This window comes from Flavobacterium pectinovorum, assembly GCF_900142715.1.
In the GTDB taxonomy this organism is placed as follows: Bacteria; Bacteroidota; Bacteroidia; order Flavobacteriales; family Flavobacteriaceae; genus Flavobacterium; species Flavobacterium pectinovorum.
This window is the reverse complement of the sequence record NZ_FRBX01000008.1, coordinates 252,245-276,767: the sequence shown is the minus strand read 5'-3', so window position 1 is coordinate 276,767 and position 24,523 is coordinate 252,245. Positions and strand designations below refer to the sequence as shown.

26 protein-coding genes are annotated in these 24,523 nt (G+C 32.1%); 11 read left to right on the top strand and 15 right to left on the bottom strand.

What is annotated here, in order from left to right; all coding sequences use genetic code 11:
* Nucleotides 1-45: 45 nt before the first annotated feature.
* Nucleotides 46-597, bottom strand: a complete 552-nt coding sequence (locus BUE22_RS22815; protein WP_042566943.1) for a 1-acyl-sn-glycerol-3-phosphate acyltransferase — start codon at nucleotides 595-597, stop codon at nucleotides 46-48.
* A 65-nt stretch (nucleotides 598-662) separates the two neighbouring features.
* Between BUE22_RS22815 and BUE22_RS22810 the strand changes: the two genes are divergently transcribed.
* Genes BUE22_RS22810 through BUE22_RS22790 form a run of 5 tightly spaced genes read left to right on the top strand, consistent with a single transcriptional unit; the run spans nucleotide 663 to nucleotide 3,553 of the window.
* Nucleotides 663-1,328, top strand: coding sequence for a spermidine synthase (locus BUE22_RS22810; RefSeq protein ID WP_042566942.1), 666 nt, complete (start codon nucleotides 663-665; stop codon nucleotides 1,326-1,328).
* An 11-nt stretch (nucleotides 1,329-1,339) separates the two neighbouring features.
* Nucleotides 1,340-2,017, top strand: a complete 678-nt coding sequence (locus tag BUE22_RS22805; RefSeq protein WP_073398255.1) for a peptidoglycan DD-metalloendopeptidase family protein — start codon at nucleotides 1,340-1,342, stop codon at nucleotides 2,015-2,017.
* A gap of 6 nt (nucleotides 2,018-2,023) precedes the next feature.
* Nucleotides 2,024-2,497 (top strand): hypothetical protein, encoded by a 474-nt coding sequence (locus BUE22_RS22800; RefSeq protein ID WP_073398254.1) that lies wholly within the window; start codon nucleotides 2,024-2,026, stop codon nucleotides 2,495-2,497.
* 12 nt (nucleotides 2,498-2,509) lie between these two features.
* On the top strand, nucleotides 2,510-3,034 hold the full coding sequence (locus BUE22_RS22795) for a hypothetical protein (protein WP_073398253.1): 525 nt from the start codon (nucleotides 2,510-2,512) through the stop codon (nucleotides 3,032-3,034).
* 48 nt (nucleotides 3,035-3,082) lie between these two features.
* A complete protein-coding gene (locus BUE22_RS22790; RefSeq protein WP_073398277.1) occupies nucleotides 3,083-3,553 on the top strand; it encodes a nuclear transport factor 2 family protein in 471 nt (156 codons plus the stop codon).
* Between the two features lie 395 nt (nucleotides 3,554-3,948).
* On the opposite strand, the gene BUE22_RS22785 is transcribed toward BUE22_RS22790, so the two are convergent.
* The gene (locus BUE22_RS22785) at nucleotides 3,949-5,436 is read right to left on the bottom strand and encodes an aminotransferase class V-fold PLP-dependent enzyme (protein WP_042566938.1); all 1,488 of its coding nucleotides are present in this window, start codon (nucleotides 5,434-5,436) and stop codon (nucleotides 3,949-3,951) included.
* Nucleotides 5,437-5,617: 181 nt separating this feature from the next.
* Here BUE22_RS22785 and msrA point away from each other — a divergent pair, with 181 nt between their 5' ends.
* Nucleotides 5,618-6,148 (top strand): peptide-methionine (S)-S-oxide reductase MsrA, encoded by a 531-nt coding sequence (msrA, locus tag BUE22_RS22780; protein ID WP_073398252.1) that lies wholly within the window; start codon nucleotides 5,618-5,620, stop codon nucleotides 6,146-6,148.
* A gap of 161 nt (nucleotides 6,149-6,309) precedes the next feature.
* Nucleotides 6,310-7,878 (top strand): protein adenylyltransferase SelO, encoded by a 1,569-nt coding sequence (locus tag BUE22_RS22775; protein ID WP_073398251.1) that lies wholly within the window; start codon nucleotides 6,310-6,312, stop codon nucleotides 7,876-7,878.
* Between the two features lie 142 nt (nucleotides 7,879-8,020).
* On the opposite strand, the gene BUE22_RS22770 is transcribed toward BUE22_RS22775, so the two are convergent.
* Together BUE22_RS22770 and BUE22_RS22765 are read right to left on the bottom strand one after the other, a co-directional pair.
* Nucleotides 8,021-8,986: a YpdA family putative bacillithiol disulfide reductase gene (locus BUE22_RS22770; protein ID WP_073398250.1), complete on the bottom strand. Its 966-nt coding sequence runs from the start codon at nucleotides 8,984-8,986 to the stop codon at nucleotides 8,021-8,023.
* Between the two features lie 7 nt (nucleotides 8,987-8,993).
* Nucleotides 8,994-9,467, bottom strand: coding sequence for a CYTH domain-containing protein (locus BUE22_RS22765; RefSeq protein WP_073398249.1), 474 nt, complete (start codon nucleotides 9,465-9,467; stop codon nucleotides 8,994-8,996).
* A 195-nt stretch (nucleotides 9,468-9,662) separates the two neighbouring features.
* Here BUE22_RS22765 and BUE22_RS22760 point away from each other — a divergent pair, with 195 nt between their 5' ends.
* Entirely contained in the window at nucleotides 9,663-10,571 is a 909-nt protein-coding gene (locus BUE22_RS22760; protein WP_073398248.1) for an OmpA family protein, read from the top strand.
* A 19-nt stretch (nucleotides 10,572-10,590) separates the two neighbouring features.
* Entirely contained in the window at nucleotides 10,591-11,142 is a 552-nt protein-coding gene (locus BUE22_RS22755; RefSeq protein ID WP_073398247.1) for a hypothetical protein, read from the top strand.
* 48 nt (nucleotides 11,143-11,190) lie between these two features.
* Here the strand turns inward: BUE22_RS22755 and BUE22_RS22750 are convergent, their stop codons facing one another.
* The 9 genes from BUE22_RS22750 to menD form a co-directional block, all read right to left on the bottom strand.
* Complete coding sequence (locus tag BUE22_RS22750; protein WP_073398246.1) at nucleotides 11,191-12,237, bottom strand: o-succinylbenzoate synthase; 1,047 nt, start codon at nucleotides 12,235-12,237, stop codon at nucleotides 11,191-11,193.
* Nucleotides 12,238-12,339: 102 nt separating this feature from the next.
* Nucleotides 12,340-13,542 carry a tetratricopeptide repeat protein gene (locus tag BUE22_RS22745; protein ID WP_073398245.1) on the bottom strand — a complete coding sequence of 401 codons (1,203 nt, stop codon included), beginning with the start codon at nucleotides 13,540-13,542 and terminating at the stop codon, nucleotides 12,340-12,342.
* Between the two features lie 41 nt (nucleotides 13,543-13,583).
* Nucleotides 13,584-14,093: a DUF2199 domain-containing protein gene (locus tag BUE22_RS22740; RefSeq protein WP_089075993.1), complete on the bottom strand. Its 510-nt coding sequence runs from the start codon at nucleotides 14,091-14,093 to the stop codon at nucleotides 13,584-13,586.
* Between the two features lie 115 nt (nucleotides 14,094-14,208).
* Nucleotides 14,209-14,886, bottom strand: coding sequence for a metal-dependent hydrolase (locus BUE22_RS22735; RefSeq protein ID WP_073398244.1), 678 nt, complete (start codon nucleotides 14,884-14,886; stop codon nucleotides 14,209-14,211).
* A gap of 29 nt (nucleotides 14,887-14,915) precedes the next feature.
* Nucleotides 14,916-15,878 carry a 1,4-dihydroxy-2-naphthoate octaprenyltransferase gene (gene menA, locus BUE22_RS22730; protein ID WP_073398243.1) on the bottom strand — a complete coding sequence of 321 codons (963 nt, stop codon included), beginning with the start codon at nucleotides 15,876-15,878 and terminating at the stop codon, nucleotides 14,916-14,918.
* Between the two features lie 97 nt (nucleotides 15,879-15,975).
* A complete protein-coding gene (locus BUE22_RS22725) occupies nucleotides 15,976-16,809 on the bottom strand; it encodes a 1,4-dihydroxy-2-naphthoyl-CoA synthase (protein WP_035681238.1) in 834 nt (277 codons plus the stop codon).
* A gap of 907 nt (nucleotides 16,810-17,716) precedes the next feature.
* Nucleotides 17,717-18,571 (bottom strand): CvfB family protein, encoded by an 855-nt coding sequence (locus tag BUE22_RS22720; RefSeq protein WP_073398242.1) that lies wholly within the window; start codon nucleotides 18,569-18,571, stop codon nucleotides 17,717-17,719.
* A 182-nt stretch (nucleotides 18,572-18,753) separates the two neighbouring features.
* Nucleotides 18,754-19,095, bottom strand: a complete 342-nt coding sequence (locus BUE22_RS22715) for a DUF2853 family protein (RefSeq protein WP_042566926.1) — start codon at nucleotides 19,093-19,095, stop codon at nucleotides 18,754-18,756.
* Nucleotides 19,096-19,192: 97 nt separating this feature from the next.
* Nucleotides 19,193-20,854, bottom strand: a complete 1,662-nt coding sequence (menD, locus tag BUE22_RS22710; RefSeq protein ID WP_073398241.1) for a 2-succinyl-5-enolpyruvyl-6-hydroxy-3-cyclohexene-1-carboxylic-acid synthase — start codon at nucleotides 20,852-20,854, stop codon at nucleotides 19,193-19,195.
* Nucleotides 20,855-21,026: 172 nt separating this feature from the next.
* Here menD and BUE22_RS22705 point away from each other — a divergent pair, with 172 nt between their 5' ends.
* Nucleotides 21,027-22,202: a thioredoxin family protein gene (locus tag BUE22_RS22705; protein WP_073398240.1), complete on the top strand. Its 1,176-nt coding sequence runs from the start codon at nucleotides 21,027-21,029 to the stop codon at nucleotides 22,200-22,202.
* A gap of 83 nt (nucleotides 22,203-22,285) precedes the next feature.
* The gene (locus tag BUE22_RS22700) at nucleotides 22,286-22,783 is read left to right on the top strand and encodes a GNAT family N-acetyltransferase (protein WP_073398239.1); all 498 of its coding nucleotides are present in this window, start codon (nucleotides 22,286-22,288) and stop codon (nucleotides 22,781-22,783) included.
* Nucleotides 22,784-23,207: 424 nt separating this feature from the next.
* Here BUE22_RS22700 and BUE22_RS22695 read toward each other — a convergent pair whose 3' ends face one another.
* On the bottom strand, nucleotides 23,208-23,795 hold the full coding sequence (locus tag BUE22_RS22695; RefSeq protein WP_073398238.1) for a glutathione peroxidase: 588 nt from the start codon (nucleotides 23,793-23,795) through the stop codon (nucleotides 23,208-23,210).
* A 352-nt stretch (nucleotides 23,796-24,147) separates the two neighbouring features.
* Entirely contained in the window at nucleotides 24,148-24,330 is a 183-nt protein-coding gene (locus tag BUE22_RS22690) for a hypothetical protein (protein WP_073398237.1), read from the bottom strand.
* Between the last annotated feature and the right edge of the window lie 193 nt (nucleotides 24,331-24,523).

Genomic DNA, 24,523 nt, shown 5'->3' with positions numbered 1-24,523 from the left:
TTTCAAATAACGGATTCTCACGGAATCAAAAAAACAAACTAAAATTTAGATTTGAACACCATTCTCCGGGATTTTTCCTAAGACTCCAGTAAAATGTAATTTCAAAATTTCCAGATCGGCTTCATAATTCCCAGTTGGCTGAAGAGGTTTTCCAAAATTCACTTCTTTCTTTCCCCAGTTAAAAGTTACCGGAACAATGGGCACATTTGCTTTAAGAGCAATATAGTAAAATCCGGTTTTAATTTCCTTCACTCCTTTTCGGGTTCCCTCTGGAGCAACGGCAAGACGAAAAACTTCTTTTCTGTTAAAAATTGCAGCGATAGAATCTACCTTATTTAAACCGCCGGTGCGATCTAAAGGTTCTCCGCCCATATATTTAAAATAATAACCAAACGGAAAAGTAAATAATTCCTTCTTTCCTACCCAATTCATTTGCAATCCGGAGATTCCGCGGGTTAAAACTCCCAAATAAAAATCATGATTGCTTGTATGAGGCATAACCATCAAGACACATTTTTTTACTTCAGCATTTTCGATACCCACTATTTTCCAGCCCATTAGCTTAAAAAAAAGGAATTTGTATAATTTTTTCTTCATTAAAGTCAATTATTTCGTGCAAATTAAAAGATTTTAATGGTAAATTTGAGTTAAAGCGCAATAAAATGATTCAAAAAATATTCAGTTATCTGATTCCAATAAAAATATTCAAAAAAAAATCAGCCAGAAGCAAAGTGATCGAAGTTACCTGGGCAAATGGCGAATTAGTTTTAGATTCTGAAAACACCAATTATTCTTATGGAAGTCTGCAGCGTATATTAAGGTACGGATTACGAAATATTGGTTATGAAACCATTCTTAAGATGGAACATATTTTGTTGCTGGGCGTTGCCGGCGGAAGTGTTATAAAAACTCTCGTAGACGAAGTTGAATATAAAGGTAAAATTACCGGAGTCGAAATTGACCCTGATATGATTCAGATTGCCAATCAATACTTTAATCTTGACCAAATCAAACAACTCGAAATTATTATCGACGATGCTTTTGAATTTGTTTTAAAAACCAAAGACAAATATGACTTGATTATTATTGATGTTTTTGAAGATATAAAAATGCCCAATTTTTTATTTGAAAGTTTTTTTGCAAACCGTGTTTTTTCATTATTAAAAAACAAAGGGGTTGTCCTTTTTAACACCATGATTTTGGATGAAGCACATAATGTTAGAAATAGAAAGTATATTTCAGAAATAAATAGTAAATTGTTTTCCTCAAAAATGTTGCCTCGTGTGGAGGTTCATAACGAATTAATTATCATCGAAAAAGTCGCCTAATTTGCTATTTTATGAAGACCTTAGTTTCTATTTTAAAATCCTTGCCGCCTACTAAAGTTATTGATTCAAGTATAGATTTCTCAAAATATGTAGCATTAGATTTATCAGTTACCAACAAAGGACTAGTTGAAAGTAAACCTTTGACTGCCGCTGATTTTGAAAATTTTATAACCAATTATTTAAAAAAGAATAATGCCGAAATAGCTTTTGGCGGTTATATTGAAGGACGGAACTTATATCAAAGAAGTACTATTTTTAAAAATGAAACTCTTCCTGAACGTAATATCCATATAGGTTTGGACTTATGGGGAAAAGTTGGAACTTCCATTCTGGCTCCGCTTGATGGTAAAATTCACAGTTTTAAAAATAATGAAGGTTTTGGGGATTATGGTCCTACTATTATTTTGGAACATGAAGTTGAAAATGAAAAATTTTATACTTTATATGGACATTTATCGTTAGAAAGTATAGAAAATATTACCGTTGGAACAGTTCTTAAAAAAGGAGATCGTTTGGCAACCTTTGGAAATTCTACAGTTAATGGAGATTATGCGCCTCATTTGCATTTTCAGATTATAAATAATATTGAAAATTATTACGGTGATTATCCAGGAGTTTGTAACATAAACGACTTAAACTTTTATATAGAAAACTGTCCCGACCCTAACTTATTATTAAAAATAACATAAATAGTTATGAAGAAAGCAGGATTGATTATATGTTTGTTATTGCTAATTGGTTGTAAATCGAAAACCATAAGCAGAGACACTGAAGATTTAAAAATTAAAAAAGTTATTTCGTCCGAAATTAGTTCGGCGCAGCAACAAAAAGCGTATGATTTAGGTAAACGGGTTTTAGAAACCTGCAACACATCAAAATTTAAACCTTTTAACGAAACCGAAGTCACACAATCTGTAATGGAAAACACGACCGAAGAACGTTTAACAAAAACCTGCCAAAAGTTTAGACAATATTATGGCAGTTTTATTGATTTGAAATTGGATGGTGTTTACAAAACAAAACAAGAAACAATTTATCGCTATCATGCATTATACACCAAAAAAGTGGCAAACAAAGAATTGCGTGTTTTTGTAAATGAAGATAATTTAGTTTCTGCTATAAAATCAATGGATTGGGATGAAAAATTCGAATCTCAAATAACAGACTAATAAAATTAACTTATGATTTTAAAATTCCCTCTTTTTGTGTTATTGTTCCTTTCGACTTTGGTCAATGCTCAGGAAACCATGATTGTAAATGGCTCTAAACCTTTTTCGGCAACACAAAATTATACTTTTATCTGCGAAAAATATGCCTACACAGGAGAAGCTAATGTTCAGATTGCAAAAACAGAAAAAGGAGGAATTTTAAAATTAACAATTGCTACAGCAAACGACAAGGCCCGAATTGCCGGAGGAGTTTATGTAGATTTGGCAAACGCCGATGTAATAGCCTGTGTTGACAAAAATGTAAAAGAATATGCAGATGGCAAAACAACTTCCTACTATTATTTTACACCGGCAGAAATGAACAAGCTTAAAAATACTGATATAAAAGGAATTAGGTTTATCATTACCGGAAACTCAAATACCTTTGGCAATCAAACCGGATATTTTACAGCGGTAAACAAAACCAATTATTTTTCTACAGCTTTCGACCAATCAAAAAAAACATTCAATACAGCAAAAGAAATTAGCGTTTTATAAAGATTTTTTCTTCTAATAAATCTTATATTTATGCCCTAAATGTATTTTATGAACCCAAACGAAAACTTAATCACCAAATTCTACACAGCTTTTGCCAACGCCGATTATAAAACAATGAATGAATGCTATCATCCAAAAATTCATTTCATTGACCCCGCTTTTGGCTTACTAAAAGAAGAGCAGGTTTCTTCCATGTGGCAAATGTTACTTTTAAAAAGTAAAGGCAATTTAAAAATTGAGTTCTCAAATGTTAAGGCTGATGATTTTACAGGATCGGCAAATTGGGTTGCAACTTACAATTTTAGTAAAACCAACCGAAATGTTATTAATAAAATTTCTGCCGAATTTATTTTTCAGGATGGTTTGATTATTAAACACACAGATAATTTTGATGTTTGGAAATGGTCAAAACAAGCTTTCGGAATTAAAGGGCTTTTATTGGGCTGGACAGGCTTTTTTCAGGATAAAGTAAAAGAGCAGGCCTTATTATCACTCAAAAAATTTCAGCAGGCAAAATAATTTTGATAATATTATTTAATATAAAAACCCGACTTGTTTTGAAAAACTTGTCGGGTTTGTTTTTTAGAAGCAGTAATATCGAATTTTAAAGACGACCAGTCCCGCTTTCGCCTATATCTTTGTTCGTTCCTCTCAAAGGATACCGGCTCTATCGGGGCTAGATTAGAAATATAATAATTCATTAGAAATTTATTTTTAAAAATTCCCTATACATTATTTCATTTATAAATCTTCACAACGTTTACCGAAATATTTACCGCAATATTTTATTGGCAACGTATATCGTAGAGACGCACAGCAGTGCGTCTAACACATTGTTCTGGTCAATTAAATATAGTAAATTGGAACGTACACGCACTGCTGTGCGTCTCTACGGTTAATCTTTGTTAAAAAAATTATGATTTAAACCACTTTTCTACCAACTCATCTTCAAATGAATTTGCATTTTTATGGATAAATTCGTTTGTATTTTTTTCATAAGAATAATCTAAAGCCCAGGTTTCATGGTTTTTAGACAATTCTTTTATGCTATCACAAACAAATTTAATTTCTTCATCAGTAGTAGTTGGGTGAATAGACATTCTGATCCATCCCGGTTTTTTAATCAAATCACCAATCGTAATTTCGTTCACCAATTTATTTGAAGTTTCCTGATCTACGTGAAGTAAAAAGTGACCGTAAGTTCCGGCACAGCTGCATCCTCCTCTGGTTTGAATTCCGAATTTGTCATTCAATAATTTTACACCTAAATTAAAATGTAAATTTTCAATAAAAAAAGAAACAACTCCCAAACGATTTTTATGTTGGCCAGCCAGAATTTTGATATTTTCAACAGATCCTAATTCGCTAAAAACATAATCAACAATTTCATGTTCACGCTGCAAAATGTTTTCAATTCCCATTTCTTCCTTCAGCTCAATTGCCAAAGCAGTTTTTATAACCTGCAAGAAACCCGGAGTTCCGCCATCTTCACGATCTTCAATATTGTCAACATATTTATGTTCGCCCCATGGATTTGTCCAGCTTACAGTTCCCCCACCCGGACAATCGGGAATCATGTTATTGTATAATTTTTTATTAAAAATCAAAACACCCGAAGTTCCCGGTCCGCCTAAAAATTTATGTGGCGAAAAGAAAATCGCGTCCAAATAAGCTTCAGGATCAGCAGGATGCATATCAATTTCTACATAAGGTCCTGAACAGGCAAAATCTACAAAACAAACTCCATTATGTTTATGCATCAATTTTGCCGCTTCATGAAAAGGAGTTTTCAATCCCGTAACATTTGAGCATGAAGTAATCGAAGCGATTTTAATTGTTCTATCCGTATATTTTTCTAACAATTGCTCAAGATTATCAAGGCAAAAAAGTCCTTTTTCGCAAGAAGGGATAATTTCAACATCGGCAATTGTCTCTAACCATGATGTTTGATTAGAATGATGCTCCATATGTGAAATGAAAACAACAGGTTTTTTTTCGGCAGGAACCGTAATAAAATCCTTTAAGTTTTCTGGAATTTTTAAACCCAGAATACGCTGGAATTTATTGATAACGCCCGTCATTCCTGTTCCATCCGTAATCAAAACATCATCCTGATTTGCATTAGTATGACGCTTGATAATATGTCTGGCATGATGATATGCTTTTGTCATGGCAGTACCTGACACAGTAGTTTCTGTATGTGTGTTCGCCACAAAAGGCCCGAATTCATTAAGAAGTTTCTCTTCAATTGGGCGATATAATCTTCCACTTGCAGTCCAATCAGTATAAATAATCTGTTTTTTACCGTATGGAGACATAAATTCCTGATTTATTCCAACAATATTTTTTCTAAAATCCTGAAAATATGTTTCTAAGCTGATGGTATTATTTTTGCTATTCATTATTGTGCCTGAGTTTGATTGCAAATATATTGCTTTTTTATAGAATTGTGAATTTATCAATTATAAACTTCAAACATTAAATAACCTTTTAGTATCTTTAATTAAATAGTCTTTTTTTGAATAAATTATCATAATATTCTATCGGATTAATAGGGCATATAAAACTTTAACTATAACATTTATGGAAAATTTATCAGTAGCCACTTTTGGTGGAGGATGTTTTTGGTGTATAGAAGCTGTAATTCAGCGTTTAAAAGGAATAGAATCTTTAAAATCGGGATATTCAGGAGGTTTTATCAAAAATCCTCCATATCGTGAAGTTTGTACTGGCAGAACCGGTCATGCCGAAGTCATACAAGTTACATTTGATCCTGACATAATTTCATATCATGATTTGATTTTTATATTTATGACAAGTCATGATCCAACAACATTAAACCGTCAGGGAGCAGATGTTGGAACACAATACCGTTCTGTAATTTTGTATCATGATGCAGAACAAAAAGCAATTGCTGAACAGGTTTTTGAAGAAGTAAAAGATTTTTATGATGATCCAATTGTAACGCAATTAGTTGAATTTGAAGTTTTTTACGAAGCCGAAGAAGATCATCAAAATTATTACAATAACAATCAGGATGCACGTTACTGCCAAATCGTAATTGATCCAAAAGTGCAGAAATTAAAAAAAATGTACGCAGATAAACTTGTTTAAATAGAAGTTTTTTGTCTTAGATTTTATTGTAACAATCTAAAAAAAAAAGCCACGAATTCACGAATGATTACGCATAATTTTTTAAAATAAATTCGTGAATTCGTGGCTATTTTTCTAGATATTAGAATTATTTAATTTGTGGCAAAAAAAATAAAATTATAATGAAAAATTTAAAAATAAATAATCGATTTACTGCTGAACTACCCGCAGATCCGGACGAAACAAATGAAATTCGCCAGGTTAAAAATGCGTTATTTTCATACGTAAATCCAACAAAACCTACTGAACCAAAACTAATTCATGCCTCTGAAGAAGTTGCTGAATTGGTTGGAATTGCTGTAGATGAAATTCAGTCAGAAGCCTTTTTGAATGCATTTTCGGGAAAAGAAATTTTGCCGGAAACAAAACCTTACGCCATGTGTTATGCCGGACATCAATTCGGGAACTGGGCTGGACAATTGGGTGATGGACGTGCGATTAATCTAACTGAAGTTGAACATAATAACGAGTTTTTTACCCTTCAGTTAAAAGGTGCAGGAAAAACTCCATATTCCAGAACCGCTGATGGTTTGGCCGTTTTACGCTCATCGATAAGAGAATATTTATGTGCCGAAGCCATGCATTATTTGGGAGTTCCCACTACCCGATCACTTTCGCTAATGTTGTCTGGAGATCAGGTTTTGCGTGATATCTTATATAACGGAAATCCTGCTTATGAAAAAGGCGCCATCGTTTGTCGTGTTGCTCCGTCTTTTATTCGTTTTGGAAGTTTTGAAATACTTACAGCCCGAAATGAACTTAAAAATTTAAAGCAATTTGTTGAATATAATATCAAACATTATTTTCCGGAAATTACAGGCGAGCCAAAGGAACAATATTTACAATTTTTCAAAAAAGTTGCAGATACAACGCGTGAAATGATTTTACATTGGCAGCGTGTTGGTTTTGTGCATGGTGTAATGAATACCGATAATATGTCAATTCACGGAATCACAATTGATTATGGTCCGTATGGCTGGTTAGAAAATTATGATCCAAACTGGACACCAAATACAACTGATAGTCAAAACAGAAGATATCGTTTTGGCAATCAGCCTCAGGTGGCTCAATGGAATTTATTTCAATTGGCTAATGCACTTTATCCTTTAATCAATGAAGCAGAACCTTTAGAAAAGATTTTAGAATCATTTATAAATGATTTTAAATCGGATTATAAAGTAATGTTTTTAAGTAAATTAGGTGTTTTTACTTCAACTGAAGCTGACGATAAATTAATTACCGCTTTAGAAACTGTTTTGCAATTATCTGAAACTGATATGACGATCTTTTTCAGAAATTTAAGTAAAATTAAAAAAGAAGATTCTATAGAAGACGGTATTGAAAAAATTCAGGATGCCTTTTATATTCGTGAAGAAATTTCAGGAGACATTTTAGAATCCTGGAAAAAATGGTTTTCAGTTTACCTCGAAAGATTAAACAATGAAACATTATCGGATGAAGATCGTGCACAAAAAATGAATACAATTAATCCAAAATATGTACTGCGAAATTATATGGCACAATTGGCTATCGATGCTGCAGATCAGGAAGATTATTCGTTGATAAATGAATTGTACTTGCTATTGCAAAAGCCATATGACGAGCAGTCGGAATTAGAAAAATGGTTCGCAAAACGACCAGATTGGGCACGTTCAAAAGTGGGTTGTTCTATGCTTTCTTGTAGTTCTTAAAAGTTTTTTGCCACGGATTAAAAAGATTTAGATTTAAAAAATAGCCACGAATTCACGAATGATTGTGTTTAATATTTCAAACAAATTTGTGAATTCGTGGCAAAAATAATCAATAGAATCTTTTAATCTGTGGCAACTTTTTTTATTTCGAAGTAATAGAATCTACAATCATATTCGCATGAATGCGTGAGTTTTCGATAAACCATTTATGTGTCTGCATTCCACCGCAAACTACTCCTGCCAAAAATAAACCTTCGATATTAGTTTCCATAGTTTCAGGATTATAAGTTGGTATTTTTAGCTCATCATTAGAAAGCTGAATACCCATTTTTTCAAGAAAAGTCAAATCTGGTTTATATCCCGTTAAAGCAAGAACAAAATCATTTTCAATAGTAACTTTACCGTTTGGAGTTTCTATTTCAACTTCATTTTCTCTGATTTCAGTAATATTCGATTGAAAATAGGCTTTTATACTTCCTTCTTCAATTCGATTTTCGATATCTGGTTTTACCCAATATTTTACGCGATTATTGATTTCGTTTTTGCGAATCACCATCGTTACATTAGCTCCTTTTCGCCAACATTCTAAAGCAGCATCAACAGATGAATTGTTGGCGCCAACAACCAGAATATTTCTAAAAGCATATTCGTGAGCTTCCTTATAATAATGTCTAACTTTGGGCAATTCCTCTCCCTTCACATTCATTTCTATCGGAATATCGTAAAAACCTGTAGCGATAACAACATTCTTGGCTTCATAAGATTTTTTGTCAGAAGTTATTTTGAAAACCGAATTCTCTTGTTTTTCAACACTAATTACTTCTTCAAACAAATTAATGGAAAAATTAAAATAGCGATGAATGTTTCTGTAATATTCTAAAGCTTCCTGACGGCCGGGTTTTGGTGCAAGACAATTAAATGGAATATTTCCAATTTCAAGTCGCTCGGCCGTTGAAAAAAAAGTCATGTACAACGGATAATTGAAAATACTATTTACAATTGCACCTTTTTCAATAATTAAATAGCGTAAGTTTTTCTTTTGAGCTTCAATTGCACAGGCTAATCCAATTGGGCCGCCTCCAACAATTATCAAATCGTATTCTGTCATAAATCTATTATTTTTCCCAATCTTTAAAGGGATTTTTGCTCAAATAAGCGTTGTAATATCTTTTATCATTAGTAACTTCTTCTCCAAGCCACTCCGGTTTTTCAAAAGATTCTGTTTCTGATTCCAATTCAATTTCAGCCATTACCAAACCTTCATTTTCTCCATAAAATTCATCTACTTCAAAAACATGTTTTCCGGCTTTTATTTCAAAACGTGTCTTTTCGATTTTACCTTTTTCGCATAATTTTAGGAGTTCCAGCGCTTCATCAAGCGGAATTTCATTTTCCCACTCAAAGCGCGACATTCCACCGTGATGCCCAATTCCTTTTATTGTAATAAATCCCTTAGCTCCCTTTATTCGCACGCGCACCGTTCTTTCGGGAAGTGAACTCAAATAACCTTGTGCAATTTTATTTTGAGTAAAAGCCTGTTCTTTAAAATCATTTGATTTTACAAGAAACTTTCTTTCTATTTCAATCATTTTAACTCCAAATTAAATTTTTACTGCAAGTTACTCATTTTAATTCAGTTTGAAATTGCATTTTATCAATACATTTTAATCAATTTAATCCTGTAATCATCTCAAAAATAGAATGTTATATTTTAAATAACTGATTATTAAAGCATTTTGTATTTATTTTTTTGTTAATTTTGATAGGATCTAAACTTCATTACCATGTCTAAAAAAGCACTTTATCTATTAGGCATTGCTATAACAATTATTTTAGGCACTTTTTTATACCTTAAATTTTGTTGCAATTGCAGTATGAAAACGCCAACTGTTGCTGCTGAAAAAACACCCGTAGCTACCAATGATACTACTATGGTTCGTTTTATTCTTAATGGTTCCGGAATTGATTTTCGCACCGGTGATAACCTTAAATTCCTCAAAAACAGTGCTGCACTACTTACTCCCGTTAGCGATTCTATTGGAATTGGAATTGAAAATCTTAAAACATTTTTAGCTTCAAATTCAAAACAAAAAGTAATAATTACTGGATATGCTATTTCTGATGAAACCAACAACTCCACTTTTGAAAATCTTGGACTTGCTAGAGCAAATGAGGTTAAAAATTATTTTGTTTCTAAAGGTTTAACGGCAAGTCAGTTTGATACAAAAGGGGAAATTATTAAGAATTGGAAAATGATTTCTGATACTCTTATTGGTCCTGTAGAATATAATTTTCCGGCTTTAGATACCACTACGGTTGTTAATAATGAATGGAATACTTTAAAAGAAAAAATCAATTCTGATCCTTTGATTCTACATTTCAACACCAATAAAGCAAGTGATAATTTAAACGCGGTTGAAAAACAAAAAGTAACTGATATTTTGAAATACCTGAAAAATGTTAAAGACGCTACAGTTTTAATTGTGGGACATTCTGATAATGTTGGAAACCGTGATGCAAATGTAATATTGGGACAAAAACGTGCTGATTTTTCTAAAGATTATCTGGTGAAAAATGGAATCGATGCCGAACGTATTACAACCGAATCGAAAGGTCCTGATGAGCCAATTGGAGAAAATACAACTGCCGAAGGCAAAGCAAACAACAGAAGAACTGTAATAACGATCAAATAATAATCAAAAATATACTATTATGAATATACCTTGTATTTTAATACCTGTGCTAGTGGGATTAATCTGTGGAATTTTAGGTTACTTACTAGGGAAAATGAATTCAAAAGGAGATGGTTCTCTTGCAGCTGATTTACAAGCCGATTTGGATGCATGCAAAGCACATACCAAAAGCCTGAATACCAGAATTTCAGCTCTGGAAGCCGATTTAGCGGTAAAACTATCCACATCACAAACAACTCAATCATTTGCAGCCAGTACAACTCCGGTTTTTCTTTTTGATCAGGATTTGGCGGCATCGGTTTGCAATAAAAAAATAGAAGAGAATGATTTGAAAATTGTAGAAGGAATCGGACCAAAAATTGAAACTCTAATGAATGCTGCAGGAATCAGTACTTGGAAGGAATTATCAGAAGCATCTACCGAAAAACTACAGGCAATTCTAGATGCAGGAGGAGAAAATTATGCGATTCACAATCCTAGTACGTGGGCAAAACAAGCTTTACTTGCCTATGAAGGGAAATGGCAGGATCTGAAAGATTTACAGGAAAACCTAATGGGAGGAAAAGAATAAAACCAAATATTGATTAAACCTTAAAAACTGGTCAAAAGCCAGTTTTTTTTATGCTTTCTCAGGAAAATCAGAATTCCAGTTTTTAGTCTTATTATACCATAATTGACCATTAGAAACTTCAAGCGGGCAATCAATATTATTATTGTAGAGTGCGCCTGTTCCTAAACCTTGCGGCATTTTTGAATTTTGCAGAAAAGTCCATTGTGCAATGGCGTTTAACCCAATGTTACTTTCTAATGCTGATGTAATCCACCAACCAATATTATATTTATCTGCTAATGTTATCCATTCTTGTGTTCCTCTAAAACCTCCAACAAAACTTGGTTTTAGAATGATATATTGCGGTTTAATTTCCTGCAGTAATTTTTCTTTTTCTTCGAATGAAAAAACGCCTATTAATTCTTCGTCTAATGCAATTGGAAAAGGTGTTGTTTCACACAAGTCTTTCATCGCTTTAATATTACCTTTTTTTATAGGCTGTTCAATACTATGAAGCTGAAATTGATTTAGTTGATTTAATTTATTTAAAGCTTCATTTAAAGCAAAAGCTCCATTGGCATCAACACGAATTTCTATTTGTTCTGCAGAAAAATGGCTTCTTATAAACTGTAGTAATTCCAATTCTTTCTGAAAATCGATTGCTCCAATTTTCAATTTTATACAATTAAAACCATCTGCTAATTTCTCTTCAATTTGCTGTTTCATGAAAGAAGCTTCTCCCATCCAAACCAATCCGTTTATGGTAATTGATTGAGTAGTATTGGTAAAATCTGAAGGAAATAATAAATACGGATTTTCACTTTTAAGGGATAAAAAAGCCATTTCAATTCCAAATTGTATAGACGGAAATTCTAATAAAGCTTCCCAAAGTGCCGTTTCTCCTAAATTAACATTCTGGCATGCCCAATTTAGTTTTTCTTCATAATCATCACGATCATCAGCGCTTAAACCGCGCAAAATACCACACTCGCCTATTCCTTTTTTACCGTCTTTTTCAAGAACAATAAACCAGGTTTCTTTTTCTGTCATAACGCCACGCGACGTTCCCGACGGGCGTTTGAATTCGAGCATGTATTTATGGTAAGTTGCTTTCAAGTTGGTATGTTTTTTAAACCATATAAGTTATATAAGTTCATTTAAATATTGCGTAGTGGCTAACTTAAATTTACTTATATAACTTATATGGTGGAAAAAATTTTAATTATAAAGTTTTAAAACTTTTTCAAAATCTTTTGATGGTAAACCTGCTTTCTGGAAAGCGGCAAAATCTAATTTTGTTTTTTCTGTCCAGCTTAAACTGTCAGTAACATTTTGAGTCTGATATTTTTTATAAATCGCTTTTGCTTCGCTATAATCATCACTAACCAAATAAACATGCGCCAGGTTTAATTTGACTAATAGTTCTGTATCGTCTAATTTTTCACCTTCTTTTAATGATTTTATGGCTTTTGCATATTGCTTAGTCAAAATATAACAATAGCCTATAGAACTGTAGTCCAGTGCAGTTGCTTTTCCGTCATTAATTATGGTATTTAATTTAGGAATTGCTTCATTGTATTTTTGTTGCTTTATTAAAGTTGAAGCCTGAGTTCTCAAATCATTATAAACATTTTTTGAAATGTCAGCATCTTTGTAGCAAGCGTTACCAAAATCTTTATAAACTTTGTTTTTTTCGATTGGCAATAACTTTTGAAACTCTGAATAACGATATTGTTTTGTTATTTTATCCATAATGCAAACACAAAAATCATCAGAATTGGCCATTTTTTGTGCCATTGTAGATGTTTTGCATAAGCTGATAATTTCGTTTTTATTGTCCTGATTCCAGCCTCTATTTAGTTTTGTATCAACCCACGGCACAACTTCTAAAACTATTTTTTGATTTAAAACCCAGTTTTTACTGTGAAAACCAAACCATATCGTGTTTACGTTTTGTCCCAAACAAGAAGATTTATCTAGCGATAATCGTTTGGCATCTTTGCTTACAGCATCAACCTGAGCGTAACAAGCCTTGTCTGTTTTACCGTCTTCAATATATTTTTTTGCATTTTCACCCGAAGTAAATAATGCGTAAGTACAAGTATCGTCTCCGGAAATTTTTGACATTAAAAAAACTGCTCCGGCAGAACCCTGACTTATTCCTGTAGGATCCGGAATTGCTTTTAATACTGAAACTAAACTATTTGCCATTTGTTGGTTTTCGTCCAGAAGAGTAATTCTGTACACGATTTCGGTTGTTCCAACGGGTAAATCTTCAGTTGTCAGCGTGATTCGGTCACGTGCATAAACAATAATTTCTTTTGTCGTGGCGCGTTCTTTGTCCCAATAACCATCTTTTTGTGCAAAAGTGTTATAAGAAACTGTCATTAAAAGAAATAGGGCTATTTGTTTTAAATTCATTTTAGAAAATTTAGTTTAAATATTTCATGCAAATTTCAAGCCTAATTTTTTAGCATTCCCTGAATTCTTTTTTCAGCTTCTTCTTTTGTAATTCCTTCATAATAATCTTTTACAAAAGGATGGTCAAAATCCTGATGAGGAAAAATTTCCGGTCTGTCATTACCACTTTTGGTTACAACGGTTGTAGGAACGCTATTTGAAAATTTATATTGTGGAATATAATTGCAAAGCCATCCAAAATATTGTGTTTCATGATTTTCGTTATCAAAATTTTCGAGATAATCTTTAAAACTTTTTTCGCTTAAGGAAACCCAAAAACCATATTCAAGATCTTCACAATGGTCATTAACTTTCTGAATAAGAACACATCTGATAAATCGATCTACATGATCCGGATACTTAATTACACAAAAATCCTGATCGATTACGGCTATTTCTTCCTGTTCCTGAGGTGAAAGATTGTAATAACTGCTTGGGGTATTATAGGTTAGTGAAGGCCAACTCTCATGTTCTTTACCACAGCAATCACAAATAAATTTAATATTATCCATATTTGATTAACGAAAAAAATCTTTTTTAAACTTTGATAAAACATGTTCTTTTGTGGTCCCGGATATTTCAGGAACCACAAAACAACATAGCTAATAGTGTCGAATCAGTTATTAATTACAATTCAATAGATTCTCCAATCTCTAAAAGCATTAAATCTTTTCCTTTATCGAAAAATTTGCGAATAGATTCTTCTTTGTTGATTTCGATATAACCAAAAGTATCAAAATGATAACCTAAGATTTTATCACATTCTACAAAATCAGAAGCAATTATGGCATCTTCAACATCCATTGTAAAATTATTTCCAATTGGAAGAATTGCCAAATCTAATTTTGTTCTTAACGGAATCAGTTTCATATCCATTGTAAGTGCTGTGTCTCCGGCAATGTATATGTTTTTATGTTCACCTTCTATTACGAAACCACCAGGATTCCCTCCGTAACTTCCGTCGGGAAAAGAACTTGAGTGAATTGCGTTTACATATTTTACTTTTCCGAAATCAAAATTCCAGCTTCCGCCGTGATTCATCGGATGTGCATTAAGTCCTTGTTTGGCATAATAGCTTGTAATTTCTGCATTAGAAACAATTACTGCATTGGTACGATTTGCAATAGCTTCAACGTCAAGAACGTGATCGCCATGTGCATGCGTTAATAAAATATAATCTGCTTTTAATGTGTTTATATCGATTGCCGCCGCTTGTGGATTTCCTGTAATAAAAGGATCAACAATTATGTGTTTTCCTCCCACTTCGATACCTAAAGAAGCATGTCCGTAAAATGTAATTTTCATTTGATGAGTTTTTAAAATTGAACTTTATTTTATCTTCCGCCTAAGAAGAGATTAACGATGATGTCTGAAATCAGCGAAATCATACATACCGTTAATAATATAGAAAGTAAGAATGTACTAAGTGCGAGTTTTTTTAATTCCGGATCTAATAACTTAGGATTCTGGTTTTTATAAACAGTAATTAAATGTTTTGTTAAAGGTATATATGCCAATAAAAATAAATACTGATCAAAACGATAATCACTCAATATCGCAAAAACAAGAACCAAAAGCATAGCTGTTATAATCAATGCAAAATGGTATATTTTTGCTTTTGCCCCGCCCATTTGAACTACAATTGTATTTTTTCCTGATTTTTTGTCTGATTCTTCATCACGCATATTATTGAGGTTTAAAACTCCAACGCTTAATAAACCAATTGAAACTGCAGGTAAAATTAAAATAGGATCTACTTCTTTCGAATACAAAAAGTTTACTCCCAAAGTACTTACAAGTCCGAAGAATACAAATACAAAAATATCTCCAAAACCTTTGTATCCGTAAGCAGAATTACCAACCGTGTAACGAATTGCAGAAGCAATTGCCGCAATTCCTAATAGTAGAAAAAATATAGAATATCCGAAATTACTTTCTCCAAAAGCAAAATATATTAAAATAATTGCGGATAAAAAGGTCAATATCGAAATAATTATAATGGCTTTTTTCATTGCCTGCGGAGTAATTACGCCACTTTGTATGGCACGTTGCGGACCAACTCTGTCGGCATTATCAGTACCTTTTACACCATCTCCATAATCATTTGCAAAATTGGATAAAACCTGTAAACCAAGTGTCGTTAAAAGTGAAAAACCAAAAATTTTCCAGCTAAAAACTTCAGTTGGTGTATTGATGGTTTCGGTAGGGTTTGATAGGGCGTATATGCTTCCTACTATTATTCCGGAAACTGATAAAGGCAATGTGCGCAGTCTGGCGGCTTCAATCCAATGTTTCATTTATAATTTGTTTTGTTTAATTTTTGTTTCAAGTTTCAGGTTTCAAGTTTTGGATTTCGCAACTTGAAACCTGAAACCTGAAACAATTTTTAACTTCTTATGGTAACCATTTATTTTCTCCGAAATTTGGTTTTCTTTTTTCTAAAAAGGCATTTCTTCCTTCTTTTGCTTCTTCGGTCATATAGGCCAAACGTGTTGCTTCTCCTGCAAACACCTGCTGACCAACCATTCCGTCATCGGTTAAATTCATTGCAAATTTCAGCATTTTTATAGAAGTTGGTGATTTTTGAAGAATTTCCTGAGCCCACTCATATGCAGTATCTTCAAGCTCATCATGCGGGATTACGGCATTTACCATTCCCATATCCATTGCTTCCTGAGCAGAATAGTTTCTTCCTAAAAAGAAAATCTCACGTGCTTTTTTCTGTCCCACCATTTTGGCCAGATATGCAGATCCGTAACCACCATCAAAACTAGTCACATCAGCATCAGTTTGTTTAAAAATAGCATGTTCTTTACTAGCCAAAGTCATGTCGCAAACCACATGTAAACTATGTCCTCCACCAACAGCCCAACCAGGAACAACGGCAATAACCACTTTAGGCATAAAACGGATTAAACGCTGAACTTCGAGAATATTTAAACGGTGCTGGCCATCTTCGCCAACATAACCCTGATGTCCACGTGCATTTTGATCTCCTCCACTGCAAAAAGAATAAACACCATCTTTTGTTGATGGCCCTTCTGCAGAAAGTAAAACTACCCCAATCGAAGTATCTTCTTGTGCGTCGTAAAAAGCCTGGTATAATTCTGAAGTTGTTTTTGGTCGAAAAGCATTTCTAACATTTGGTCTGTTAAAAGCAATTCTTGCAACTCCATTACATTTTTTATAAGTTATATCTTCAAATTCTCTGGCAGTAATCCAATCCATTTCTATTTGTATCTTTTAAATAATTATAGTGTAAAAATAAACCATTTTTACATTTTTACCTACTCAATTTACTTTAAGTCTTTACTAAATTGTGGCTGAATGTTAACAAATAGTATTTACTTACAAAAAATAACATTATTTAACATTCGTTTTAAAAAAAAAGAAGTAATTTTACGCCCTAGAAATCAATTAGATACATTTATTTCATTGATTTCAGATTGATTTTCTTTCACTGATTTATTAACCTAAAAAATGATTTTTTTGAGAAAATTTAAAAAATTTGTCGCTCATTTTTTTGGGGTTTTGAATACTAAGACTTTAATTGATGGGCAAATGGTTTATGCATTTGTAAAAACTCAAAGGAGAGATAGTAACACCTAAGGTTAAAAAATAGAATTGTTTGCTCAATTTGTCTAACAAGGATTACGATAATGGGGACTTAATTAAAATTGAAGAACTTTCTATAAATATAAATATCAAACAAACCAAATGGTTCTGCCGTGAAATTGATTTTTTGCTTTTGATGCGAATGTTATAAGCTATTTAAAGACATACCAATCACGAAGATGATTTCTAAAATTTTTAAAGTCATTATCTTAATGATTGATTCGAATAATTTTATTTCTGTTTTTTTTTAATTACAATTTTTTTTAAAACTAGAATAAAAAGGGAAAGGCTACTTGTAATGAGTAGCCTTTCCTGTTATTATCACTTGAGTGGAATTCCAATATTTTAAATTCCAAATTCCAGTAAAAAATAAATTCCAAAACTTAAATCCCAAATTCCAATTTTTGAATTCTGGTAAAATAAAAAAATCCAAATTCCAATACTTAGGTCAGAATTGGAATTTGGATTTTTTATATTAGATTTTTTCCTTTTGGGATTTGGAATTTAAAAAATTGGAATTTTATTCATTTATAAGATAAATCCCGTCTTCTTTTATTTCTATGAGTTTGTCTTTATATAAAGCTCCAACAGCTTTTTTAAAGGTTTTTTTGCTCATTTTTAAGACTGTCTTAATGTCTTCGGGATGAGAATTGTCATTTAAGCGTAAAAAGCCTCTGTTGGCACGCAATTCATCTAAAATTTTCTCTGCATTTGGCTCAATACTTTGATATCCCTGTACTTGCAAAGCAACATCTATTTTATTGTCAGGACGAATGTTTTTAATATATCCAAGCATTCTGTCGCCGGTTCTAATCGCGTCGTCATACACTTCATCTTTGTATAACAAACCTTTATGTTGCTCATTAATGATCACATTTATTCCTAATTCGGTAATATGTGAAACAATCAAATCAACTTCTTCTCCTTTTTCAACTGTAAGCTGATCGTTCGACAAAAATTGGTTCAATTTACTTGAAGCTACCAAACGATTAGTTTTTTCGTCCATATAAAGGTAAACCAGATAACGTTTTCCTTTTTCCATTGGGCGCGCCTGTTCTTTAAACGGAACCAGAATGTCTTTTTCCATTCCCCAATCCATAAAAGCACCAACCTGATTGATATAATTTACTCGCAAAAGAGCAAATTCATTCAATAATATATAAGGCTCCAGAGTTGTTGCAACCGGACGCTGTTCATGGTCTAAATAAACAAAAACAATAAGTTCTTCGCCTATTTCAAATTCATTGGGAACGTATTTATTGGGTAATAAAATGTCGTGAATTCCTTCGGGATCTTTTTCAGGATTCCCTAAAAACAAACCAACTTTGGTATCACGTAATATAGTTAGTGTATTGTATTTTCCTATTTCAATCATATTCTAAGTTTCTAAGCTGATAAGCAACTAAGTTTCTAAGCCGCAAATGTACGAAGTTTGAAAATGGTTCACAGAAAAATATTTCAGATAAAAAGGAAAAAGCGCTATTTGCTTCATAAAGTTTGTTTTATAAAAAGAAAAAGCACCAAATTAATGGTGCTTTTGTATTTGATAGTTTCAATTTATTTGTAAACACTTTCTTTTTTAAAGTGCACTGTCAATAAATAATAAACTACTGCTCTGTATTTATGTTTGTTTGCTTTGCCATACTTTTCTAAAACTGCATGAATTGCAGTATCTAATTCAGGACCGTTTGGTAAACCTAATTTTTTTATTAAGAAATTTTTCTTAACTGTATCTAATTCTGATTGTTGGCTTCCTGCAACTGTAGATGCGTCTGAGTTGTATATAGACGGTCCGCAACCTATTGTTACTTTAGTCAATAAATCCATGTTTGGCGTTACACCACATTTTTCCTTTAAATCTTCTGCATACTTTTTAATTAATTCTTCTCTTGCACTCATAATAAATAGTTATTGATTGTTATTTTAAAAAATCAAACTTACATATTTATTATACAATCACAAAAATTTTAACCCAATTTAACTTACATTTTACAAATTAGATTAATTCCTTGAAAAATTGATTCAAAATAACATTGTTTTCAAAAGTGGGTGTAAAAATTTCCAGAATACTCGCAGCATTATTTTGATTGTATAATGAATCAATACTCTCGTTTAAAGAGTTCAAATCAGTTGCCGTCAAGTAATTCATTTTATACATCTTAGCCAAATGTTCAGCCGTTAATTGATGTGATGTTTCAAAATAAGTATTAAATACAGGTTTTTCTTCATGACCAGGCAAAATCCTGAATATTCCTCCTCCTCCATTATTAATCAATATAATTTTGAAGTTATTTGGAATATAAGAATTCCACAAAGCATTACTGTCGTACAAAAAGCTAATATCACCGGTTATAAAAACATTTTGCTTTTTACTCCCTACCGAAGCTCCAATTGCAGTAGATGTACTTCCATCAATTCCGCTTGTGCCACGATTACAAAAAACCTCTATGGAACTATCAATATCAATTAATTGGGCATATCGAATTGCAGAACTGTTGCTTATTTGCAATTGACTGTTTTTTGGTAAAGATTCAATTATTTTTTCAAAAACCTGAAAATCAGAAAATGGTATTTTACTTAGATATTCTTGTTTTCTTATTTTTCGCAAATCGTAAATCTTGTCGATTTTAGAAAAATAATCACTTTCAACAAATGCTGTTTTAGAAAGTAAATCGGTAAAAAAATCATTTGGTTGCATTACAATATGTTTTGTTTTTGCATCAAATGTATCGTAGGCACGCAAAGTATCTATGTGCCAATGTTGTTTTGGTTTGTATTTTCGTAAAAAAACCTTAATTCTTTTCGAAACTATCATTCCTCCAAAAGTTATTAAAATTTCTGGCTGAAAGTCTTCAAAATCACCATTTTCAAATGGAGTAATTAAAGTATCGATACTATTAATAAAACTTGGATGATGAAGATTAGAAGTTGTTTCTGTCAGCACTACAACCGAAGGATCGTTTGCTAAATTTTGAACAATTTCTTCATCAATAGCATTGGCTTCATTAACACCAACCATTATTAATTTACGCTTGGCAGAGTTCCAGATTGAAACTAATTCTTCGCTGTTTTCTATAGTTTTTGTTCCGATAATTTCTTCGGAAACGGTAATTTTTGGATGAACCGAAAGTGTATCTACGGTTTGATAAAGCGGTTCTTCAAACGGAGCATTGATATGAACAGGACCTTTTTGAAGAATCGCCGTTTCAATCGCTTTATTGATTTTTAAATCATTTTCTTCTGAAGCTTCTTCAGTTAAATTAGCATTAAAAACAGAATGATTCTGAAAAACATTTTCCTGACGAATCGTTTGTCCGTCACCAATATCAATTTTACTTTGCGGACGATCTGCAGAAATAACGATTAAAGGAATCTGGCTGTAAAATGCTTCGGCAAAAGCAGGATAATAATTTAATAATGCTGATCCTGAAGTACATATAACAGCTGTTGGCTGTTTAATTTGCTGGGCAATTCCCAATGCAAAAAAAGCGGCACTACGCTCGTCTGCAATACTGTAACAGGTAAAATTAGGATTTTGGGCAAAACCTATAGTTAAAGGTGCGTTTCTTGATCCCGGAGAAATTATAATATTGGTGATTCCTTTTGCTAAACAAATTTCGATAATGCTTTGTGCAAGCGGTATTTTGGGGTAAATCATTCTTATAATGTATTATTTTATAAAGAAAATCTTTAAGAGTAAGATTCACTTTTGATAGTACAAAGTTACAAACTTCGTACTGGATTTAACTTATAAATTAGGAAGATATTAAGACAGCTTTTGTAAAAAGAGGATATATTTGTGAAACGAAATTCCTAGTAAAAATTACAACATGCGTTTCTTATATATACTTTTTATATTCATTTCAATTCAAACAGTAAAATCTCAAAATCAGTTTATTCCTGATGATGTTCCTTATAAAACAGCTTTAGAAACTGCAAAAAATACAGGAAAACCACTTTTTATAATGCTTTATGCCGATTGGTGCCCGCATTGCAATCAAATGAAAAATGAAGTTTTTAGCGATGCAGCCGTAATGGATTTCCTGAAGAAAAATTATGTCTGCGTTTGGAAAAATATTGAAAAAGAAGAAGGTATTGCGCTAAAAGACAAATTCAATACCAAATCATTACCCACTTTTTTATTTTTGGATGATAATGAAACGCTTTTGTATGCTTTAAAAGGCGAAATGAAAAAAGGTGATTTTATGAGCGAGGCCAATTTTGCTTTGAATCCTAAAATGCAATTGCCTTATCTGGAAAAAGAGTTTTTAGCCGATAAAAGCAATTCAACTAAGTTTTTTGCTTATTTGAACACTTTGAAAAAGGGAAAAGACCGAACTGAATTATCGATTCCAACACATATTTATCTTGAAACGCAATCAGATGCTCAACTTGTTAGCGAAACAAACTGGCGCGTTATTGCCAATGGTGTTACTGATATTAATTCGAGGGAATTTCAATATGTTTTAAAACACCAAAAAGAGTTTGCCACCGTAGCTTCGCAAAATCGTGTTGATCGAAAAATAGAAAGTATTGTAACAGAGTTATTGCGCCCTTATGTAGATAATTTGGATACGATAAACTATTATAAACAAAGAGAAATTGCAAAGTCAATTCGCTTGCAAAAAACAGATTCACTCGTTTTTAAATTTGATTTAACTCTGGCCGAAAGAACCGAAAAATGGCAGTTTTATAAAAAAGTTACACTTGAGGATACTCAAAAATTAGTTTGGAGTGATGCCAGTTTCCTAAAAGATATTGGGCAAACTTATCTGAAACATATTACTGACGAGGAAAGCCTTAAAAAATCAATTTCGTGGGTAAAACATTCTTTAGAATTAAATGATTCTTACGATGGTAATTTGCTTACAGCAAGGTTGTATAATAAAATAAAAGATAAAAAATCAGCTTTAAAATACGCCAAAGATGCCAAAACAATTGCAAATCAAATGAATTGGAATTCTAAAGATGTTGATGTTTTATTGGCAGAATTAAATACAAAATAACCAAACTGAATATTTGCCACGAATTCACGAATTATTATTTAATTATTAAATTCGTGATTAAAAAAACTTAAAACCAAAAACTAATGAGCGTAACTCTTAGACCCGCAACAACAAAAGATTTAGAAAAAATTCTTGAAATTGTAAATCATTCTATTTTGCATACCACAGCAAATTATAGTTATGATATTCAGACTCTTGAAGTACAAACAAAATGGTTTGAAGATAAAAAAGCTAAAAACCTGCCTGTTGTTGTGGCCGATTTAGATGGCGAAGTAGTTGGTTTTGGCAGTTACGGACAGTTTCGCGAAAAAATTGGTTATCAATATACTGTTGAACATTCTGTTTATGTTGTAGATCATGTGATAGGAAAAGGCATTGGTTCTAAATTACTGACAGAATTAATTCGTTTAGCAAAAGAACAAGGCTACCATGTAATGATTGGCGCCATCGATGCCGATAATGCCGGAAGTATTGCTTTTCATGAAAAATTTGGTTTTGTAGCTACGGGAACGATTCGTGAAGTGGGTTATAAATTTGGTCACTGGCTTGACTTGGTATTTATGCAGTTGATATTAGTTTAAACCGCAAAGCTTTTTACTAATGTAATTTTGAACGCGGATGACGCGGATTCGCAAGCGAAGACGCAGATGTTCGCGGATTTTTCTCATAGTTTCTCAAATTTCTACGAAAGAGAATCACATCCAGAGAATGACATAATTTATGTTCATTTATATGATTTCTCTTTTGTCAAAATAGCGCGCTTTTGAAAACATTTTTCAACATATTATTGTCATTATTTACTCTACCAGAAAAAAATCCGCAATAATCCGTGTCTTCGCTTGCGAATCCGTGTCATCCGCGTTCAATATCACTCCAATATAAACTTTTGTAGATGCAGCACATAAGATTGCCGCGTTCCTCGCAAAGACGTACTTTGTCGTAAAAAAAAATCCACAAACTTGAGAAATTCAAATTTGCGGACTTTTTGGTTTGATAGTTAACTAATTAACTTTTTATCCAGTTTATAACTTCAGGATCTGTTGGTAAAGTTCTAGGTTTAATAACTTTAACCAATTCACCTTTTTCGTTGATTAAATATTTTTGAAAATTCCATTCTACTTCAGAATCCTGTAAGCCATTTTTAGATTTCTGAGTAAGGAATTTATATACATCGCACATATCATCTCCTTTTACAGAAACCTTGTCCATCATCGGAAAAGTTACTCCATAATTTTGTTGGCAAAAAGCACCAATTTCTTCATTTGTACCTGGTTCCTGAGATGCAAAATTGTTTGCCGGAAACCCTACAATTACAAAATCTTTGTCTTTATATTCTTTGTAAATTGCTTCAAGATCTTTGTATTGAAGCGTTAATCCGCACTTTGAAGCGGTATTTACAATCATTACTTTTTTACCTTTTAAAGAAGCAAAATCAAATGAATTTCCTGATAAATCTTCTACTTTAAATTGATAAATAGTTTCTTTTGTCATGACATTATCCGTTTTAGGCGTTTTCGTTTTATTGGTTTGCGCTTGGTTTTGGCAACTAAATAAAAGTAGTGCACCATACGCCATTATAAGTATTTTTTTCATGTGGTATATTTTTCTATAAAATTAGTCAAAATCAGTTTCTTAAAGAGATATTACGAGTATATTTTTTCTTAATCATAAGTTAAATAAAAAAATGAAGCCTAACGTTAATCACTCGTTAGGCTTCTCCCCATACAAACAAATCAAACCATGAAATTAATTTTATATATCTTTTTTATTTAAATTATAGCTGATGCACTGCGGTTATGATGAAAATTCTTTGTTCCTGAATTGTTAAACTTCCAAATACTTTCTGATTGGTGTTTACAATTTTTACATGGCTTATTTTCCTGGTCGTTTTGTAATTCAGGAAAATTTTCTGTCTGGAAGTCCGAGTAGCATCAACTATAAAATTTTATAAATCTTGATTTACAACTTTCTTATAAGAACTGTTATTTTCTAAATTTTCTATTTGATGTATTGTTAAAGAACTATGTCTAACAATACCTTTGCGAAGAATAGTATCTGTGGAATTTGAATACTGCAAAACACTAGTTAAGGCAATGATCAATATTTTTAATTTATTTATGTTACTCATGATGTTTTTTTTTGATTATTAAATTTCTTTTTTAATACTCTTAAAAGGCTCATACTAATCTTATATAAATCAAATTTTTAATCGGCTTTTATCTTTATTTTTTCAATATGTATTATTTCACTTACTTTTATAATTATATATACGAAAGAGATTAAATTTTGGTTTTAAAAAAAGTAAAAAAAAAGTAAAAAAA